15 protein-coding genes and 1 riboswitch are annotated in these 18,765 nt (G+C 63.9%); of the genes, 6 read left to right on the top strand and 9 right to left on the bottom strand.

Annotated elements, in window-relative coordinates:
• Window positions 1-5 precede the first annotated feature (5 nt).
• The 8 genes from pta to tauA all read right to left on the bottom strand — a co-directional run bounded on the left by pta (window position 6) and on the right by tauA (window position 8,644).
• Window positions 6-1,004: a phosphate acetyltransferase gene (gene pta, locus SLT36_RS28620; protein WP_432289019.1), complete on the bottom strand. Its 999-nt coding sequence runs from the start codon at window positions 1,002-1,004 to the stop codon at window positions 6-8.
• Window positions 1,004-2,035 carry a YeiH family protein gene (locus SLT36_RS28615; RefSeq protein WP_432289017.1) on the bottom strand — a complete coding sequence of 344 codons (1,032 nt, stop codon included), beginning with the start codon at window positions 2,033-2,035 and terminating at the stop codon, window positions 1,004-1,006. Before SLT36_RS28615 ends, pta begins: the two co-directional genes overlap by 1 nt.
• A 74-nt stretch (window positions 2,036-2,109) precedes the next feature.
• On the bottom strand, window positions 2,110-3,885 hold the full coding sequence (gene xsc, locus SLT36_RS28610; RefSeq protein WP_432289016.1) for a sulfoacetaldehyde acetyltransferase: 1,776 nt from the start codon (window positions 3,883-3,885) through the stop codon (window positions 2,110-2,112).
• Between the two features lie 68 nt (window positions 3,886-3,953).
• On the bottom strand, window positions 3,954-5,354 hold the full coding sequence (locus SLT36_RS28605) for an NAD(P)/FAD-dependent oxidoreductase (RefSeq protein ID WP_432289014.1): 1,401 nt from the start codon (window positions 5,352-5,354) through the stop codon (window positions 3,954-3,956).
• Between the two features lie 23 nt (window positions 5,355-5,377).
• On the bottom strand, window positions 5,378-5,764 hold the full coding sequence (locus tag SLT36_RS28600) for a nuclear transport factor 2 family protein (protein WP_432289012.1): 387 nt from the start codon (window positions 5,762-5,764) through the stop codon (window positions 5,378-5,380).
• 144 nt (window positions 5,765-5,908) lie between these two features.
• Window positions 5,909-6,736, bottom strand: coding sequence for an ABC transporter permease subunit (locus SLT36_RS28595; protein WP_432289011.1), 828 nt, complete (start codon window positions 6,734-6,736; stop codon window positions 5,909-5,911).
• Window positions 6,729-7,541, bottom strand: a complete 813-nt coding sequence (locus tag SLT36_RS28590; RefSeq protein ID WP_067968425.1) for a taurine ABC transporter ATP-binding protein — start codon at window positions 7,539-7,541, stop codon at window positions 6,729-6,731. The genes SLT36_RS28595 and SLT36_RS28590 overlap by 8 nt, the downstream gene beginning before the upstream one ends.
• Before the next feature lie 83 nt (window positions 7,542-7,624).
• The gene (gene tauA / locus SLT36_RS28585; protein ID WP_432289009.1) at window positions 7,625-8,644 is read right to left on the bottom strand and encodes a taurine ABC transporter substrate-binding protein; all 1,020 of its coding nucleotides are present in this window, start codon (window positions 8,642-8,644) and stop codon (window positions 7,625-7,627) included.
• A gap of 155 nt (window positions 8,645-8,799) precedes the next feature.
• On the opposite strand from tauA, the gene SLT36_RS28580 reads away from it, so the two are divergent.
• On the top strand, window positions 8,800-10,284 hold the full coding sequence (locus SLT36_RS28580) for a PLP-dependent aminotransferase family protein (protein WP_432289007.1): 1,485 nt from the start codon (window positions 8,800-8,802) through the stop codon (window positions 10,282-10,284).
• A 16-nt stretch (window positions 10,285-10,300) separates the two neighbouring features.
• On the opposite strand, the gene SLT36_RS28575 is transcribed toward SLT36_RS28580, so the two are convergent.
• A complete protein-coding gene (locus SLT36_RS28575; RefSeq protein WP_432289006.1) occupies window positions 10,301-10,597 on the bottom strand; it encodes a hypothetical protein in 297 nt (98 codons plus the stop codon).
• A gap of 169 nt (window positions 10,598-10,766) precedes the next feature.
• Here SLT36_RS28575 and SLT36_RS28570 point away from each other — a divergent pair, with 169 nt between their 5' ends.
• The 5 genes from SLT36_RS28570 to SLT36_RS28550 all read left to right on the top strand — a co-directional run bounded on the left by SLT36_RS28570 (window position 10,767) and on the right by SLT36_RS28550 (window position 18,587).
• Complete coding sequence (locus tag SLT36_RS28570) at window positions 10,767-11,927, top strand: mandelate racemase/muconate lactonizing enzyme family protein (RefSeq protein WP_432289005.1); 1,161 nt, start codon at window positions 10,767-10,769, stop codon at window positions 11,925-11,927.
• A gap of 36 nt (window positions 11,928-11,963) precedes the next feature.
• A complete protein-coding gene (locus SLT36_RS28565) occupies window positions 11,964-13,136 on the top strand; it encodes a M24 family metallopeptidase (RefSeq protein ID WP_067967471.1) in 1,173 nt (390 codons plus the stop codon).
• Window positions 13,137-13,289: 153 nt separating this feature from the next.
• Window positions 13,290-14,729, top strand: a complete 1,440-nt coding sequence (locus SLT36_RS28560) for an amidohydrolase family protein (RefSeq protein WP_432289003.1) — start codon at window positions 13,290-13,292, stop codon at window positions 14,727-14,729.
• A gap of 66 nt (window positions 14,730-14,795) precedes the next feature.
• A riboswitch (glycine riboswitch) is annotated at window positions 14,796-14,898 on the top strand.
• A 145-nt stretch (window positions 14,899-15,043) separates the two neighbouring features.
• Window positions 15,044-16,297: a D-amino acid dehydrogenase gene (locus SLT36_RS28555; protein ID WP_192320497.1), complete on the top strand. Its 1,254-nt coding sequence runs from the start codon at window positions 15,044-15,046 to the stop codon at window positions 16,295-16,297.
• A 10-nt stretch (window positions 16,298-16,307) separates the two neighbouring features.
• Window positions 16,308-18,587 (top strand): malate synthase G, encoded by a 2,280-nt coding sequence (locus SLT36_RS28550; RefSeq protein ID WP_432289001.1) that lies wholly within the window; start codon window positions 16,308-16,310, stop codon window positions 18,585-18,587.
• The last annotated feature ends 178 nt before the right edge of the window (window positions 18,588-18,765 follow it).

The raw sequence follows: 18,765 nt of genomic DNA, 5'->3' as shown, positions 1-18,765 counted from the left end.
TCCCCTTACCGGACCTGCGCCTGGACCACCGTCACCGCGATCATGTGAAAGGCGTCCTCTGCCGTGCAGCCGCGAGAGAGGTCGTTGGCCGGCTTGGCCAGGCCCTGGAGGATCGGGCCGATGGCGTTGGCGCCGCCGATGCGCTGGGCGATCTTGTAGCCGATATTGGCGGCGTCGAGATTGGGGAAGACGAAGACGTTGGCTTCGCCATGCAGCGCCGAATTGGGCGCCTTGGAGGCGCTGACGGCTTCGACGAAAGCGGTGTCGAACTGCAGCTCGCCGTCGATGACAAGGTCGGGGTCGGCGGCATGCGCCAGCCGGGTTGCCTCGACCACCTTGGAGACGCGCTCGTGGGCCGCACTGCCATTGGTCGAGAACGACAGCATCGCGACCTTGGCCGGTGCGCCGGCAAGCGCCTGGTAGGAGCGGGCGGACATGCGGGCGATGTCGGCGAGGCCGGCGGCATCGGGATCGACCACCAGGCCGCAGTCGGCGAAGACGAAGGCGCCCTTTTTGGCGTGATGGGGTTGGCACAGCATCATCAGGAAGAAGCTCGATACCAGCCCGACGCCGGGCGCCCTGCCGATGGTTTGCAACGCTGCACGTACGGTGTCGGCAGTGGTGGCGACGGCGCCGCCCACTGTGCCGTCGGCCTCGCCTTCGCGCACCATCATTGCGGCAAAGATCAGCGGCGAACGCAGCGCTTCTGCCGCCGTGGCCTCATCGACGCCCTTGCTTTTGCGAAGTTCGAAATAGGCGTTGGCGAGGCGAGGTGCGAGCGGGGAGGATGCGGGGTCCTCGATGCGGAGATCGAGGTGGCTCGCGCCTGCATTCGCAAGCGCCTGCTCGACAATGCGGTGGTTGCCGACCAGGGTGATCTCGGCGATGCCTTCACGCTTGGCCCTGACGGCGGCCTCGACGATACGCGGGTCCTCGCCTTCGGGGAGAACGATGCGCCTGGGGGCCTGTTTCGCCGTGGCGAGGATGCGTTCCAGCGGCTTCATCAGGCGTGCCCCAGATAATAGATGCCGGCGAGGATGAAGAGACCGATGAAGATGGTCTCGGCGACGATCAGGGCGACCGCGTCGCCGCCGACGTCGAGCACGCGACGCAACGAGGTCTTCATGCCGACAGCGACGATGCCGGCGAGCAAGGCCCAGCGCGACGTCTCCATGCCGACCTTCGATACCGCCTCCGGAACGAGGCCAAAGGAGTTGATGGCGGCGAGTATGAGGAAGGCGATGACGAAGCCGGGCAGCAGCGGCGGGCGCTTGCCGCTCTCACCGGCCGAGCCGACATTGCGGGTGGCGAGCGAGAAGATCAGCACCACGGGCGCCAGCATGGTAACGCGGATGAGCTTGACCAGCGTTGCCGTCTCACCCGCCTCAGGCGACACGGAGAAGCCGGCGCCGACGACCTGGGCGACGTCGTGGATGGTGCCGCCGAAGAAGATGCCGGTGGCGCGCGCGTCGAGGCCGATCCACTGCGCGATCATCGGGTAGAAGATCATGGCGAGTGTCGACAGCACCGTCACCGACAGCACGGTGAAGATCAGGTTGCGCTCGGAAAACTCGTTCTTGGGCAGGACTGCGGCGATCGCCATGGCCGCGGATGCGCCGCAGATGGCGACCGAGCCGGAGGTAATGAGGGCAAGGCGCCAGCCGCGGCCCAGAAGTTTGGCGGCGGCGAGGCCGAACAGGATGGTCGCGGCGATCGCGGCAATCAGAAGCAATATGGTGCTGGCGCCAAGCCCTATCAGCAAATCGACGCTGATGCGCATGCCGAGCAGGGCGACACCGATGCGCAATACTTTCTTGGCGCAGAAGTCGATGCCGGCGACGCAGCGTCCTTCCTCGGACAGGAAGTGGAAAGCGATGCCGAGCAGCAGCGCCATCAGCATCGCCGGCGCGCCGTAATGATCGGAGAGGAACTGTGCCGCGATCGCCACCGCAGCGGTGACGGCAAGGCCGGGCCAGTAGACCTGCACCACCGAAGGCAGGCCATTGAAGCGTTGTGTCGCAGCGGCGGTGTTCATTCAATCATTCCCGGATCATGAAACGTTGGCGTCCCGCCCGCCCGGCGAACCGGGCAGGCGGCCTTGTTGCGAAGTCAGGCGCGCTGTTGCGGGCGCATGTCGGCGCGGTCGATGCCAGCCACCGGCACCGGCTTCTTCATCGCGTCACGGCGGAAGGGCTCGCCCAGTTCCTGGTTGAGGATGACCTCGACGAAGGTGGTGATGCCCTTGGCCTGATCGTCGATGGCCTTGGCCAGCGCCTCGGTCAGCTTGGCCGTGGTGTCGACGACGACGCCCTTGAGACCACAGCCATCGGCCACCTTCGCGTAGCTGAGGTTGGGGTTGAGTTCGGTGCCGACGAAGTTGTTGGAATACCACAGCGTGGTGTTCCGCTTCTCTGCACCCCACTGGTAGTTGCGGAAGATCACCATGGTAATCGCTGGCCAGCCTTCACGGCCGATCGCGCCCATTTCGTTCATCGAGATGCCGAAGGCACCATCGCCGGCGAAGCCGACCACCGGCACGTCGGGGCAGCCGATCTTGGCGCCGACGATCGAGGGGAAGCCGTAGCCGCAAGGACCGAACATGCCCGGCGCGAGATACTTCCGGCCCTGTTCGAAGCTCGGATAGGCGTTGCCGATGGCGCAGTTGTTGCCGATGTCGGTTGAGATGATCGCTTCCTTGGGCAGGGCGGCCTGAATCGCACGCCAGGCCTGGCGTGGCGACATGCGGTCGGCCTCGCGCAGGCGGGCGGTGGCGTTCCATTCGGTGCCGACGTCGTCCTCTTCGTGGTCCATCGACGATAGCTGCTGCAGCCAGGCCGAGCGGTTCTGGTGGATCGCCGCCTTGCGCTGCTCGCGGCCTTCATTGCCGGCCGAGGGCGCCAGTTGCTCGAGGATCTGGCGGGCGACCTGCTTGGCGTCGCCGCAGATGCCGACGGAAACCTTCTTGGTCAGACCGATGCGATCGGCATTGATGTCGACCTGGATGATCGCGGCATTCTTCGGCCAGTAGTCGATGCCGTAGCCGGGCAAGGTCGAGAACGGGTTGAGGCGGGTGCCGAGCGCCAGCACCACGTCTGCCTTGGCGATCAGCTCCATCGCTGCCTTCGAGCCGTTGTAGCCGAGCGGTCCTGCGGCGAGACGGTGGCTGCCGGGGAAGGCGTCATTGTGCTGGTAACCGCAGCAGACCGGCGCGTCGAGACGCTCGGCCAGCGCCATGGATTCGTTGATGGCGTTGCCGATGACGACGCCGGCTCCGTTCAGGATGACCGGGAACTTTGCTTCCGACAGCAGGCGCGCTGCTTCCGTGATCGCCTGCGGGCCACCGGCGGGGCGCTCGAAACGCACGATTGAGGGCAGGTCGACGTCGATGACATGGGTCCAGAAGTCGCGGGGGATGTTGATCTGCGCTGGGGCGCAACCGCGCCAGGCCTTCTCGATGACGCGGTTCAGCACCTCGGGAATACGTGAGGGATCCCGCACCTCTTCCTGGTAGCAGACCATGTCCTCGAACATCGCCATCTGGTCGACTTCCTGGAAGCCGCCCTGGCCGATGGTCTTGTTGGCTGCCTGCGGCGTGACCATGAGCAGCGGCGTGTGGTTCCAGTAGGCTGTTTTCATCGCGGTGATGAAGCCCGTCACACCTGGGCCGTTCTGGCCGATGGCCATGGACATGGTGCCGGTGGCGCGGCTGAAGCCGTCGGCCATCATGCCGGCATTGGTCTCATGCGCGCAGTCCCAGAACTTGATGCCGGCCTTGGGGAACAGGTCCGACACCGGCATCATGGCCGAGCCGATAATGCCGAAGGCATGCTCGATGCCGTGCATCTGCAAGACTTTGACGAAAGCTTCTTCGGTGGTCATTTTCATTTTCTGGGTTCCTTTCGATGGGGGCAGGTCTGGTCTTGGGAGTCGGGTCCGATTTTCGGGCAGATGCGCTAGAGGATTTCGTCCTTGAGGTAATACCAGCGGTACATTCCCCACTGGCCGAGGCGCCGAAACGGTGTCAGCAACCCGTGGCTGGGCAATGGGGAGGTGAAGATCGGCAGGTCGAGTTCGCCGCCCTTGCCGGCGACCATCTGGGCCATGCGGCGGCCGGCCTGGGCCGAGTACATGACGCCGTTGCCGCCATAGCCCATGGCGTAGAACAGCTGTTGCTTGGGATCGGGCCGGAAGATGCGGGGCATCATGTCGTGGCTGACGTCGACCCAGCCCCACCAGGAGTAGTCAACCTCGATGCCGCGCAGGATCGGAAACTTGCGGTAGAGCCCTTCGAGCAGACGGTCGAGGTGACTTGCATTGACTGCGTCCCGCCCCGTGATGGCGCTGCGGCTGCCGATCTGCACACGCCCGTCGGGCAGCATCCGATAGTAGTGGCGCAGCGTGCGTGTGTCGGTGAGCGGGATGCGGGTCTGGAAGTTCAGCGTCTCACGCTCGCTGTCCGTCAGCGGCCGCGTCACGATCGAGTTGGACAGGATCGGCATCAGCCGATGGCGCGTCAGCTCGTGCAGGCCGGGCGAGGTGTAGCCGGCGGTGGCGATGCAGACTGCGCGCGCCCTGACGATGCCGCCCGGCGTGCGCAGGTGATGTATGCCGCCCTTGATTTCGCTGCCGAGGACCGGGCTTGAGGTGTGCACTTTCGCACCCAGCTTGCGGGCGAGCCTGAGATAGCCGAAGGCGAGCTTGGCGGCATGGATGCCCATGCCGTCGGGCTCGTACATCGCGCCCTTGGCCTCGGCGTCGCGAACGAAATCGCTGTGGACCTCGTCGCGGCCGACCATGCGGGCGCGGTAGCCGAAGATGTCGTTGAGCAGGCGCGTTTCCTTTTCCAGCGCCGGCAGAACCTTGTCGCGATGGGCGATGTAGAGATGGCCGCCATCCTGAGGATCGCAGTCGATCTCGGGCTGGCTGATCAGGTCGCGAAACAGGTCGAAGGCTTCCGCCATCTCGACATGCATTTTCCTGGCGACGTCGACGCCCCAGCGCTCGATCCACTGCGAACGCTTGAGCCGGCCGGCCGAAATCTGCGCCTGGCCGCCATTGCGGGTCGAGCAGCCCCAGGCGACGCCATTTGCTTCCAGCACCGTCGCCTTTATACCGTGCTCCTTGGCCAGATGAATGGCACAGGACAGGCCGGTATAACCCGAACCGATGATGGCGACATCGACGTCGATGTCCTGCGTGACGGGGCCATCGTCCTCCGGCTGCGGGCCGGCGGTGGCGATCCAGTAGGTCGGCGCGTAGTCCTTGCCGGCGCCCGGGTTTGGTGCATGGACCGGGTCATAGGCCGGATCGAACGGCAGACGTTGTGCCGCGGACCTCAAGAGTTGATGTTCCATTGACGTGGTCCTCCCGAGACCGCTCAGGCACCAGCCGCAATCAGCGGCCGGTTCTTGCGGAAGGCCTGCTTGCGGACGATCTTGCCGTCATCGAGCGTGAACAGATCGCAGCCCTCTGCTTCGACGCGGCTGCCGTCGACGTTGGTGCCAGTGAACGTCCATTCCGAGACGGCGCGATCGCCATGGACGAAGTGGCCATGATGGGCCCAGTGCGCGTCCGGCATCGCCTTCCAGACGCCGCTGAAAGCAGCGGCGATCGCCGCGGTGCCTTCGAAGCGGGTACCGTAGGCTTCGGGGCCGGCGACGCCGTTGAAGACGCAGTTGCCGGCGAAGAACTGCATGACGCCGTCGATGTCGTGGCGGTTGAAGGCGTCGAAGAGGCGAGCCAGGCCGTCGGCGGTGAGTGACATGTCGTGGTCCTCGTATCTGTACGGCAGAGCCTTTGGGCATGGCTTCGCCGTGGCCGGACAAGCCGGCGGATTGGTCTGTCTGTTGGTAAGATCAGGTTTGGCGTCAGCCGGGTGGCGACGTCGCCGGGTGTGTGAGCTTCGGCATCAGATCTTGCCCTTCCAGGGGATCATCGCCTTTTCCAGGTAGCGCAGCATGAGGTCGAAGGCGAAGGCGAAGATGCCGATGACGATGATGCCCATGATGACCGTATCGCTGGCGAGGTACTCGGCGGCGTTCAGCACCATGAAGCCGAGACCGCGGTGGGCGGCGACCATTTCTGCGGCGACGAGCGTGGTCCAGCCGACGCCGATGCCGATGCGCATGCCGGTGAAGATCTCGGGCAGGGCGGCCTTCAGGATCACCTGGGAGATGACCTGGGCGCGGGTGGCGCCCATGGCATAGGCGGCATGGATCTGTTCGGTCGACACCGAGCGGACGCCGGCACGGGCGGCGATCGCCATGGGCGCGAAGATGGCGAGATAGATCAGGAACACCTTCGGGAATTCGCCGATGCCGAGCCAGATGATGATCAGCGGCAGATAGGCGAGCGGCGGCAGTGGCCGGTAGAACTCGATGATCGGGTCGAACAGGCCGCGCACCGTGCGGTTGACGCCCATCAGGATGCCGACCGGAACGGCTGTGATCAGCGCCAGGAAGAAGGCGCCGAGCACACGGCCAAGGCTGGCCAGCGTGTGCTGGATGAGCGTCGAGTTGGAAACGCCATCGGTCATGGCGACGACGAACTTGTCCCACACGGCAAGCGGCGAGGGCAGGAACAGCGGCTTGACCCAGCCCATCTCGGTGATCAGCAGCCAGAGACCGAACAGCACAAGCGCCGTGATCAGGCTGATATGGCCGCTCATGCCGTCGCCGGGCGCGCCATAGATCTTGCCCGGGCGTACGGACTTGGCCCGTGAGAGGCGCTCAAGCATGGAGGTGTTCCGGATTGCCGGACTGGCGCTCGTCGCCGTAGATGATGCCGAGGATCTGCTCGCGCATGTCGATGAAATCGCGGCTGGATTTGATTGCACGTGCGTTGCCCTCCTCAAGGAAGCGCCGATTGAAATCGAGCTCATAGGTGTGGGTGATGCGGCCCGGACGCGGCGACATGACGATCAGCCGGGAGCCGAGGAAAAGTGCTTCTTCGACACTGTGCGTGATGAAGAAGAACATCTTGTTGGTCAGCTGCCAGACCTTGAGCAGCAGCTCCTGGATGGTCTCGCGGGTCAGCGCGTCGAGCGCCGCCATCGGCTCGTCCATCAGAAGCATCGCCGGGTCGCAGGTCAGCGCACGGGCGATGCCGACGCGCTGCTGCATGCCGCCGGACAGGTGGTAGATCATGTGGCGGTGAAAATCCTGCAGGCCGACAAGGGCGAGATTCTTGGTCGCCAGCTCGCGCCGGGTCGCCTTGTCTATGCCACGCAGCTTGAGCCCGAATTCGGTGTTGTCGATGACATTCAACCAGGGCAGCAGCGCGTGCTTCTGGAAGACGACGCCACGGTCGGCGCCTGGGCCGACGACTTGACGTCCGCCAAGTGTGATATCGCCGTCGGTTGGTGTCATGAAGCCGGCCATCAGGTTGAGCAGGGTGGTCTTGCCGCAGCCGGAGGCACCGAGGGCGACGACGAAATCGCCGCTCTTGACCTCGAGGTTCACGCCCTTGAGCGCAATCACCGCCTGGTCGGAGTAGAGGCCTGGATAGGTCAGGCTGACATTGCTGACGTTGAGGGTTTCCATCGCGTCGAGCCTTTCGAAGAAAATGCATTCGAGTGGTGGAGAAAGTGCCGCCGACCGGCATCCGGCCGGCGGCACGTCCAATGTTACTTGGATGCGTCCTTGGCGTAGCTACTGTTGACGAAGGGCGCGTAGTCGTCGAGCGCCTTGTCGATCTGCTTCTGGGCAACGAGGAACTTGGCGCTTTCATTCAATGCCTTGACGGCGCCGCCGCCGAGCCAGGTTTCGGATGCCTGTTCGTCGGCATTGGGGAACGACAGCAGGTTGAGCGCTTCGACCGCACCTGCGCCGTCACCGCCGATCAGCTTGACGATGCCCTGCACCTGAGGCGAGTCCGCCGTCCAGCTTGCCTTGTTCTTGTTGTAGTCGGCGTAGGATTCAGCCAGTACCTTGGTGAAGGCGGCCATGAACTTCGGGTTCTCGGCGGCCCACTTCTTGTCGGCGACAAGGCCGTCGAAGGTCGGTACGCTGGCAGCACCGATGGTCTCTGAATCGGCGATGGTCTTGCCGTTCTTGAGCAACTCGGTCAGTGCCGGCGGCCAGACATAGGCGGCGTCGATATCGCCACGCTGCCAGGCGGCGATGATCTGTGGCGGCTTCATGTTGAGGATGTTGACCTCGCGCGGATCGATCTTCCACACCTGCTCGAGGCCGACAAGAAGATGGAAGTGCGAGGTCGACACGAACGGTACGCCGACATTCTTGCCCTTCAGATCCTCGGGCTTTTCGATACCCGAGCCGTTGCGGACGGCAAGCGCTTCCGACTTGCCGATGTTGTCGAGGATCCAGAACAGTTCGAGATTGACGCCGCGCGTGGCGGCGGCGGTTGTGCCGGTCGAGCCGATCACGCCGATCGGCACGCTGCCGGAGGCGAGGGCCGTCGAGATGTCGCCGCCCGAGCTGAACTGGCGCCAGTCGACGGTGTAGCCCGCTTCCTTGGCGGCGGCGTCGAAACGTCCGTCGGCGATGGCCGTGACGAACGGCCCGACGATCTGCTGATAGCCGACGACGACCGTCGTTTCGGCATAAGCGAGGCAGGAGGTGAGGACGCCGGCCGCTACGGTTGCGGCGCCGGCCAAATGCTTGAAATGCTTAAAGTGTATCATCGTTACCCTCTTGTTTTGTTAGCCACCGGTTATTCCGGGAACTTGCCGGCTTTGATGCCGGTCTTGGTTCTGGACATAGGGTTAAATGGAACCTTTGAATTGCCTTATATCCAGATTGGAAGTTGAATGACTCCAGATTGAACCTGCGTGGGACCATGGCACAGGCGACAGTTTCGGAGACGATCTTCTTTCTCGACCGGGCGAGCCGCATCGGCCTGCAGGCGCAGATCCGCGAAACTGTGGTCTCGGCGGTGCTGTCTGGCCGGCTGCAGCCTGGCGCTCAGCTGCCCTCGACCCGCAAGCTTGCGGAATATCTGAACATTTCGCGCATCACGGTGACGCTTGCCTATCAGGAACTGGCGTCTCAGGGTTATGTCGAAACCGCCAGCCGAAGCTCCTATCGTGTTGCCGGCAACCCGCCGACGACCGTGCTCGAAGCGGCAGTGTCCGGCGTCGGCGCTGACGAAATCGACTGGTCGACGAAACTGCGGTCGAGTTTCATCGTTGCCAAGCAGATGCGCAAGCCGCTCGACTGGCGCCGCTATCCTTATCCGTTCCTCTACGGCCAGATGGATCCGTCGCTGTTCGATCTCGGCGCCTGGCGCGACTGTGCCCGGCGTGCGCTGGCGCGCGAGGATTTTGAACTGATGGCCGGCGACTTTGCTGCCGCTGATGACGTGCAGCTGGTCAACTACATCTGCTCCAGGACGCTGCCCAGTCGCGGCATTCGCGCCACGCCCGATGAAATCCTCGTCACGGTGGGAGCGCAGAATGCACTGTGGATCGTCACCCAGCTGCTGCTGCGGCAGGGCGCGCACGCCGTGTGCGAAAACCCCTGCCACCCTGACATGAGTGCGTCACTGAAGCTGAGCGGTGCCGATGTCACCGCCATCGACGTCGACAAGGAAGGCCTGCCGCCCGAGGTCCTGCCTGCCAAGGTCGATGCGGTCTTCGTCACGCCGAGCCACCATTCGCCGACCGGCGCCACCATGCCCGTCGAGCGCCGCGCAGCACTTCTGGCAGCTGCCGCCAGCAGAGACTTCATCATCGTCGAGGACGATTACGAGTTCGAGATGAGCTTTCTCGCGCCGCCGTCTCCGGCGCTGAAGTCCTTCGATCGCAGCGGCCGGGTGTTCTACATCGGCAGCTTTTCCAAATCGCTTTTCCCGGGCCTGCGGCTGGGCTATCTCGTGGCGCCGGCGCCGGTCATCCGTGAGGCGCGAGCGTTGCGTGCCCTGATGCTGCGTCATCCACCCGGCCATCTCCAGCGCACCGCGGCCTACTTCCTCGCGCTCGGCCACCACGATGCGGTGCTGCACCGTATGCGTGGCGAATACCACAAGCGCCACATCGTCATGGCCGAAGCGCTGAAGCGCGAAGGCTTCACCATCGCCGGATCGTCAGCCTTTGGCGGCACGTCGTTCTGGGTCGAGGGGCCCGATGGGCTGGATGCCGACCTTTTGATGAACGAACTCAAGCAGGACGGCGTGCTGATTGAATCCGGCTCGCCGTTCTTCCCCGATGCGGACGGGCCGTGCCGCTTCTTCCGCATGGGGTATTCGTCGATCCCGCGCGACAATATCGCCGAGGGTGTTGTCCGTGTGCGGGCAAGGATGAATCGGCTGCTGGCACAGGCTTAGATCGGGACCTGCCGCTCTATTCGACCACTTCGTAGACGTGGCGCTCAAAGCGCTCGAGCAGCGTGTGCATCCGCTTGCGTGCGGCTTCGAAGTCGGGCGATGCTGCACGTGCAGCCCGGTCGGCGTCATAAGCTTCCCTTGAGGCGAAGCTGCATTCCCAGCGTATGTCAGGTCCGTTTCCTTCCGTCCGCACGAGGATGCGCCCAGGATCCAGGTCGAGCTGGCGCCTGATCTCTGTCGCCTTGCGGCGCTGCTTCAGAACCTCATCGGCCTGATCCTCTTTGGCGAAATAATTGGTCGCTTCGACAATCATCTTTTCCTCCGCTGCCTTCTTACCATGCATCACGGCCGTTTCGGTCGGCTATGAAAAATCGATCCCGGGATCGCTTGACATCCAAAAATATGATCATAAAGTGTGATCACACTAGATGATCGCATCGTACAGAGATGCCTCTGCGGTGACAAGGAAAAGGTAGAGACCGGTGCCCACGATCAAGTCCATCGAAACGCTCATTGTTCAACTGCCGACGCGGCGCGAGCACAAATGGGCCGGCCTGACCGAGGTCATCGGCCGCTATGTTATGGTCAAGATGACCGACAGCGACGGCCGGGTCGGCTGGGGCGAGGCGCCGGCGCTGAAGGACTGGGGCGGTGAGTTCGGCCGCTACTTCGGCGAGTCCGCCATGATCACCCGCAGCGTCATCGAGACCTACCTGGCGCCTGCCGTCATCGGTCTCGAACTCGGCAATTTTGCCGAGCTTCATGCCCGCATGGATGCCATCATCCGCGGCTATCCCTATTCCAAGGCGGCGGTCGAATTCGCGGCCTATGACCTCGCCGGCCGCTGGCTGAACGTTCCCGTTCATACGTTGCTCGGCGGCAAGGCGCGCGACAAGATCGCCATCACCCATTCGATCGGCCTGATCTCGATCGAAGAGGCGAAGGTCGAGGCAGCCAAGCTTGCTGCCGAAGGCATCAGGACGATCAAGGTCAAGATCGGCGTCGACCCGGCGCGCGACGTCAAGATGGTCGCGGCGGTCCGCGACGCCGCAGGCGAGGCGATGGAAATCTGCGTCGACGCCAATGAGGGCTACAAGACGCCTGGCGAGGCGGTGCAGACCGTGCGCCAGATGGAAAAGTACCGGCTCAAATATGTCGAGCAGCCGGTGATGGGCATCGAGCGCATCGCCGAAGTCGGCCGCCGCATCGATGCGCCCGTCATGGCCGACGAGTCGGCATGGAATGCCCATGACGCCATCCAGATCATACAGAATGGCGGTATCCAGATCGTCTCGATCTACACCACCAAGGCCGGTGGCTTGTACAAGGCGATGGAAGTCGGCGCGGTCTGCCGCGCCGCCGGCATCATCTGCAATGTCAACGGCTCGATCGAAACAGGCATCGGCAACCTCGCCAACGTCCAGGTCGCGGCTGCCTCGCCGGCGGCGACGCTGTCCTGCGTCATCCCGATCTCGACGCCGGCCGAGGCGCAGCACGGTCAGGTCGGCGGCATCTATTACAAGGACGACCTTTTGGTCGAGCCGATGCAGGTCGTCGACGGTGCGGTCGTCGTGCCGTCGGGGCCGGGCATGGGCATCGATGTCGACCTTGCCAAGGTCGAGAAATACCGCGTGCGCGACTGAGCGCCGGTCAAGAAACTCAAGGAGAGGAACCAAATCATGCGGGCAGAAATCGTAGCCAAGCAGGTGAGGGCAATGGCCGAGCATGGGCTCGACGCCATCATCTGCTCGTCGCCCGAGAACTTCGCCTATACCACAGGCTTCGTCGTGCCGTCGCAGCCGCTGATCCGTCACCGCCATGCGATGACGATTGTTACGGCCGATGGCCGCACTGCGATCTTCGGCGTCGACATGGAAGCATCGACGATCAAGCGCCGTTTGCCCGACATGCCGGCCCGTATCTGGGCCGAATTCTCCGACGATCCGATGCTGGTGCTGGCAGACCAGCTCGCCGGCCTCGGTCTTGGCAAGGCGCGCATCGGCCTCGAGATGGACTATCTGCCGGCCGGCGATTTCGCCCGGCTGATCGCGGCGATGCCCGGCGCGCGGTTCGAGCATGCCGAGCCGATCCTGGCGCGGCTGCGTCAGATCAAGACGGCTGAAGAGGTCGCATTGCTCAGCAAGCTCTCTCGGATCGCCGACCAGGCGATCACCGACACGCTCGCCGTGGTCGATGCCGGCGACTCCGAGATGGACATTGCCGGTCATTTGACCCGCAACGTCTATTCGCTTGGCGCCGAACACTTCAAGCTGCTGATCGTCGCTACCGGCGAGCGCTCGGTGCTGCCCAATGTCGGCCCGTCCGACCGCATCCTCAAGCGTGGCGATGTCTGCCGTGTCGAGATTTTCTCGGTCATCAACGGCTACCAGGCCGGCGTCTGCCGCACGGCCATCGTCGGCGAGGCGCCGCCCATGGCCGACAAGATCTGGGCTCACCTGGTCGAGTGCAAGTATGAGATCATGGAGAAGGTGAAGCCCGGTGCGAGCTGTCGCGAGATCTACGACGCCTTCATCGCCAAGCTCGCCAAGCTCAACCTGCCGCCGATCTCGTTCGTTGGCCACGGCATTGGCCTGCACCTGCACGAAGACCCCTATCTCGGCCTGACGCCGGTGCTCGGCAAGCCGGGCAGCGATGCGCCGCTGGAAGAGAACATGGTGCTTGGTTTCGAGCCGCTCTGCTACGACACCGGCTATGGCTACGGCATGCAGAACAAGGACATGCTTTTGGTGACGTCGAAGGGATCGGAGCTGTTGTCCGATTACGCTGACACCGACAAGCTGATCCTCTGCGGCACCGCCAAGCAGGGCGGCAAGGTCAAGGCGGTGGCCTAAGGGCTGCCGCTTGCGAAATGGCGGCCGGGGTGGTTGTTGGCCCGGTCGTCGCGTTCCGCTCGGAAGAGTGTGCGAATGCTCGGATATCGCCCGCCGTCACGGACCGGCGACGCGATCTGGAGGGTCCGTGGGTAAAGCATTGGGTGGAGCCGCATGCGTACGCTGATCGAAAATCTGAACTTCGCTTTCACCGTCGACAAGAACGACACGGTGCTGCGCAATGCGAGCGTGGTGGTCGAGAACGACCGTATCGCCGACATCGGAGCGGCCCACGATGTGGCATCGCGCCATAAGGGCAAGAGCTTCGACAAGGTCATCGACGGCACCATGCTGGGGATCTGCCCGGGCTTCGTCGACAGCCACGTGCATCTGTCCGAGACCCTTTCCCGCGCGGTCTTCCCCGATAATCTCAACACCCGCGCCTGGGTGTTCCACTGGGCCAAGCCGTTCTACGCTCACATAACGGAGGAAGACGAATATTGGGGCGCGCTGCTCGGCATCACCGAGATGCTGCGCTGCGGCACCACCTGCTTCCTCGACATGGGCTCGCAATACGATCCCGGCATCGTCATCCGCGCCATGGACAAGACCGGCATCCGCGGCATCACCGGCCGCCACGCCGCCGATAATCGCCCGTCGGAGCTGCCGCGCGGCTGGACCGAGGAAATGGCCGAGCATCACTTCTTCCCCGACGCGCAGACGGCGCTGAAGGTGCTCGAGGAAAACGTGCTGCGCTACAACAACACGCTCGACGGTCGTGCCCGCTGCTGGGTCAATATCGAGGGCAAGGAGCCCTGCAGCCTCGAACTGCATGTCGGAGCCGTGGCGCTGGCCGAAAAGCTGGGTGTCGGCACGACCTACCACCTGGCGACCTCGATCGAGGAGGCAAAGGTCTGTGAAAGCAAGTATGGCTGCTGGCCGATCACCCGCGTCGACAATGCCGGCGGTATCCGCAAGAACCTGGTCATCGCCCACGGCGCGGCCGTGTCGGACGAGGAGGTCAAGCTTCTGGCCGAGCGCGGCGCCAGCGTCGCCTTCTGCCCATGCTCGTCGTTCAAGCTCGGCAAGGGTGCGACATCGATCGGCAAATACCCCGAGATGGTCAGGGCCGGCGTCAAGGTCGGCCTCGGCACCGACGGTGTCTCGGCCGCCGGCAACATGAACCTGATGCGCCAGATGCTTGTCGTCGCCGGCATGTTCAAGGACGCACGGCTGAAGCCTGACATTTTCACCGCCCGCGATGCGCTGCGCGCGGCCACCATTGAGGGCGCGCGCGCCCTGATGTGGGACGACGAGATCGGCTCGCTGGAGATCGGCAAGAAGGCCGACTTCATCCTGTTCGATCTCGACCATGTCGAGTGGACGCCGTTCTACGATCCGCTGCAGGCGTTGGTGTTCTCGGCCTCGACGGCCTCGATCACTCAGACCTGGGTCGACGGCAAGGCGGTCTATGCCGACGGCAAGGTGCAGGGTGTCGACGAAGCGGGCATCCGCCGCAAGGCGCGCGAACTGGCGGCTGCCGCCGTGGTGCGCGCTGGCCTGCACGAGGAGGACGTCGAGACGACCACGACGCTGTACGACGAAGGCAACTGAGGGTTGGAACTTGCCGCGTCTCGCGTTGCGGAAGGGTGCGGCACCAGCTATGAAGACATACGTTCAAGAGGCTGCATGGGAGAGATCGGCCGCTGCGAGATGACACCGGCCGACGCCGACGGAGCAACCCCCCAGGAAACTCTCAGGCAAAAGTGACCATGCAGTTGAACGATCTGGAGAGAGGCGCCTCGAGCGTCCACCGAAGGGGAAAGCCGCACCGGCAAGGCCGACGCGGTTAAGCTCTCAGGTACAGCGACAGATTGGGGAAAACAGCGGGCTTCGGCCCGCACCCAACTTTGATCGCGGAGAGTGAAATGCCCCATATTGCCGTTATCGGCGCCGGTATCACCGGCGTTACCACTGCCTATGCCCTTCTGGAGCGCGGCTACACCGTCACTGTCGTCGACCGCCAGCGTTACGCCGCGATGGAAACGTCGTTCGCCAATGGCGGCCAGTTGTCGGCCAGCAACGCCGAGGTCTGGAACCACTGGTCGACCTTGCTCAAGGGCATCAAGTGGATGCTGCGCAGTGATGCGCCGCTGCTGATGAATCCCCGGCCTACCTGGCACAAATATGCCTGGCTGGCTGAGTTCGTCTCAAACATCGCAAATTACCGCGACAACACGGTGGAGACGACGCGGCTGGCGATTGCCGCGCGCAAGCACCTGTTTGCGATTGCCGAGCGCGAGAACATCGACTTCGACCATGTCCGTCGCGGCATCCTGCATTTCTACTGGGACAGACCGAGCTTCCAGCACGCGCTGAAGGTCAATGCGATGCTGGTCGAGGGCGGTCTCGACCGCCGGCCGGTGACGGCGGAGGAGGTGAAGTCGATCGAGCCGACGTTGAATGGCGATTTTCATGGCGGCTTCTACACGCCGTCGGACTCGACCGGCGACATCCACAAGTTCACCTTCGGCCTCGCCAAGGCCTGCGAGCGGCGCGGTGCGCGCTTCGTCTTCGACGCCAATGTCGACCGTATCGCCCGGGATGGCGTGTTCTGTATCGGCTATACGACGTCAGGTGCCGACGGCCAGCCCGACTACAGGGTCGTCGAGGCCGACGGGATCGTCATCTGTGCCGGTTCCGCCAGTCGCCATTTCGCAGCGATGCTCGGCGACCGGGTCAATGTCTACCCGGTCAAGGGTTATTCCATAACAGTGCATCTCGACGACGAGCGCAGCCAGGCTGCCGCGCCTTGGGTCAGCCTGCTCGACGACCGCGCCAAGATCGTCACCAGCCGCCTTGGCGCCGGACGCTTCCGGGTTGCCGGTACCGCCGAGTTCAACGGCATGAACCGCGACATCCGCGATGACCGCGTCAGGCCGCTGGTCGACTGGACTCGCATGCTGTTCCCCGATGTCGACACCAACAGGGTCGTGCCCTGGGCAGGTCTCAGGCCGATGATGCCCAACATGATGCCGAGGGTCGGCAAGGGCCGCCAGCTGGGCGTGTTCTACAACACCGGCCATGGTCATCTCGGCTGGACGCTGTCGGCCGCCACAGCCCAGATGGTCGCAGAGACCATTTCGGGCGAGTTCCGCCCCGACGCTGCACTTGCAGCCTGACCCGGGAGTTATGACGATGAACATGATGAACCGGATAAACGACAGCGTCTCCCTTCATGGCCTTTCTGTTGCGCGCGCGCTCCACGACTTCGTGGTCTCGGAGGCTCTGCCTGGGACGGGTGTCGATGCGGAGGCGTTCTGGGAGGGCTTTGCGTCGATCGTGCATGATCTCGCGCCGAAGAACCGGGCGCTTTTGGAAAAGCGCGACGACTTCCAGCTCAAGCTCGACGCCTGGTACCGCAAGCATGGCGCCCCGCACGACATGGCCGCCTACAAGGCGTTCCTGAGCGAGATAGGCTATCTGGTCCCCGAGGGGCCAGCCTTTGCTGTCACGACGGAGAATGTCGATCCCGAGATCGCCACCGTCGCCGGGCCGCAGCTTGTCGTGCCGGTGATGAATGCGCGTTATGCGCTGAACGCCGCCAACGCACGCTGGGGTTCGCTCTATGACGCGCTCTACGGCACCGATGCGATCCCGGATGCCGACGGCGCCGAGAAGGGCAAGGGCTACAATCCCAAGCGCGGCCAAAAGGTCATCGCCTGGGCCAAGGCCTTTTTGGACGCGTCCGCACCGCTGGCGTCGGGCAACTGGTCTGACGTGACTGCGCTTGCCGTCGAAGGCGGGCAGCTGAAGCTTGCCACCGCTGCCGGTTCGGTTGCGCTGGGTGATGCAAAACAGTTCGCCGGCTATCGCGGCGAGGCCAACAATCCCGATGCGGTCTTGCTGGTCAAGAACGGCCTGCATGTCGAGGTGGTGGTCAACCGCGACAGTGCGATCGGCAAGACCGATCCGGCCGGCATTTCGGACATGATCCTGGAGTCCGCTCTCACCACCATCCAGGACTGCGAGGATTCGGTCGCAGCAGTCGACGCCGAAGACAAGGTCGCCGTCTACCGCAACTGGCTCGGCCTGATGAAGGGCGATTTGTCCGAAAGCTTCGACAAGGGCGGCAAGCTTGTCACCCGCAAGCTCAACGCCGACCGTTCCTACACCGGCCCCGATGGCAGGACCGTCTCGCTGCCCGGCCGCTCGTTGATGCTGGTGCGCAATGTCGGTCACCTGATGACCAACCCGGCGATCCATGACCGCGACGGCCACGAGGTGCCCGAAGGCATCATGGATGCGGCAATCACCGCACTGATTGCCCTGCACGATGTCGGCGCCAATGGGCGTCGCATGAATTCCCGCGCCGGCTCGATGTATGTCGTCAAGCCGAAGATGCATGGTCCCGAAGAGGTGGCCTTTGCCGTCGAGATCTTCGACCGCGTCGAGCGCCTTGTCGGCATGCCGCGCAAGACCATCAAGATGGGCATCATGGACGAGGAGCGGCGCACCACGATCAATCTCAGGGAATGCATCCGTGCTGCCAAGGAACGCGTGGTGTTCATCAACACCGGCTTCCTCGACCGCACCGGCGACGAGATCCACAGCTCGATGGAAGCCGGCCCGATGGTGCGCAAGGGCGACATGAAGCAGGCGCCTTGGATCAATGCCTATGAGGCCTGGAACGTCGACACCGGTCTCGAATGCGGTCTCTCCGGCCATGCCCAGATCGGCAAGGGCATGTGGGCGATGCCCGACCTGATGGCAGCGATGCTGGAGCAGAAGATCGCCCACCCACGCGCCGGCGCCAACACCGCCTGGGTGCCGTCGCCGACGGCAGCGACGCTTCATGCCACCCACTACCACAAGGTCGACGTGCACGCCGTGCAAGACCAGCTGAAGAGCCGGCCCAAGGCGCGGCTCGACGACATCCTGTCGGTGCCTGTGGTCGTCCGTCCCAACTGGACGCCCGACGAGATCCAGCGCGAGCTCGACAACAACGCGCAGGGCATCCTGGGTTATGTCGTGCGCTGGATCGACCAGGGCGTCGGCTGTTCCAAGGTTCCCGACATCAACGATGTCGGGCTGATGGAAGATCGCGCCACCTTGCGCATCTCGTCGCAGCACATCGCCAACTGGCTACGCCATGACGTCTGCTCACACATCCAGGTGATGGATTCCTTGCAGCGCATGGCAGCGATCGTCGACCGGCAGAATGTCGGCGATCCGCTGTACAAGCCGATGGCGCCCGAGTTCGACCAGTCGACCGCCTTCCGCGCCGCCTGCGACCTCGTCTTCGAAGGCCGCGCCCAGCCCAATGGCTATACCGAACCGGTCCTCCACAAGCGCAGGCTCGAGCTCAAGGCGAAGCTGAGAGCAAGTACCACTAGTCAGCGGAGCTCAGGGCCGGCAGCTGTGCTCGACGTTGCGGCTATCTCCCCCTCAAGGGGGTGGTCAGCCTCGTAGACGGCAGTGCCCATTCTGTTCGGAAGAAGGGCGCGACACCGCTACCTCGGCGATTGGCCGCGGCGCCTATGCCGGCCATCTCCACCCTTGAGGGGGAGATGGCCGGCAGGCCAGAGGGGGTGCAAAAGCGCCCGGACTTCAGAATCTGCGGGCCAAGGTGATCGCTTGAGCCATTAGC

The sequence above is a fragment of the Aminobacter sp. BA135 genome (assembly GCF_050859125.1).
Taxonomy (GTDB): Bacteria; Pseudomonadota; Alphaproteobacteria; order Rhizobiales; family Rhizobiaceae; genus Aminobacter; species Aminobacter ciceronei.
This window is presented reverse-complemented; position numbering and strand designations above follow the sequence as displayed.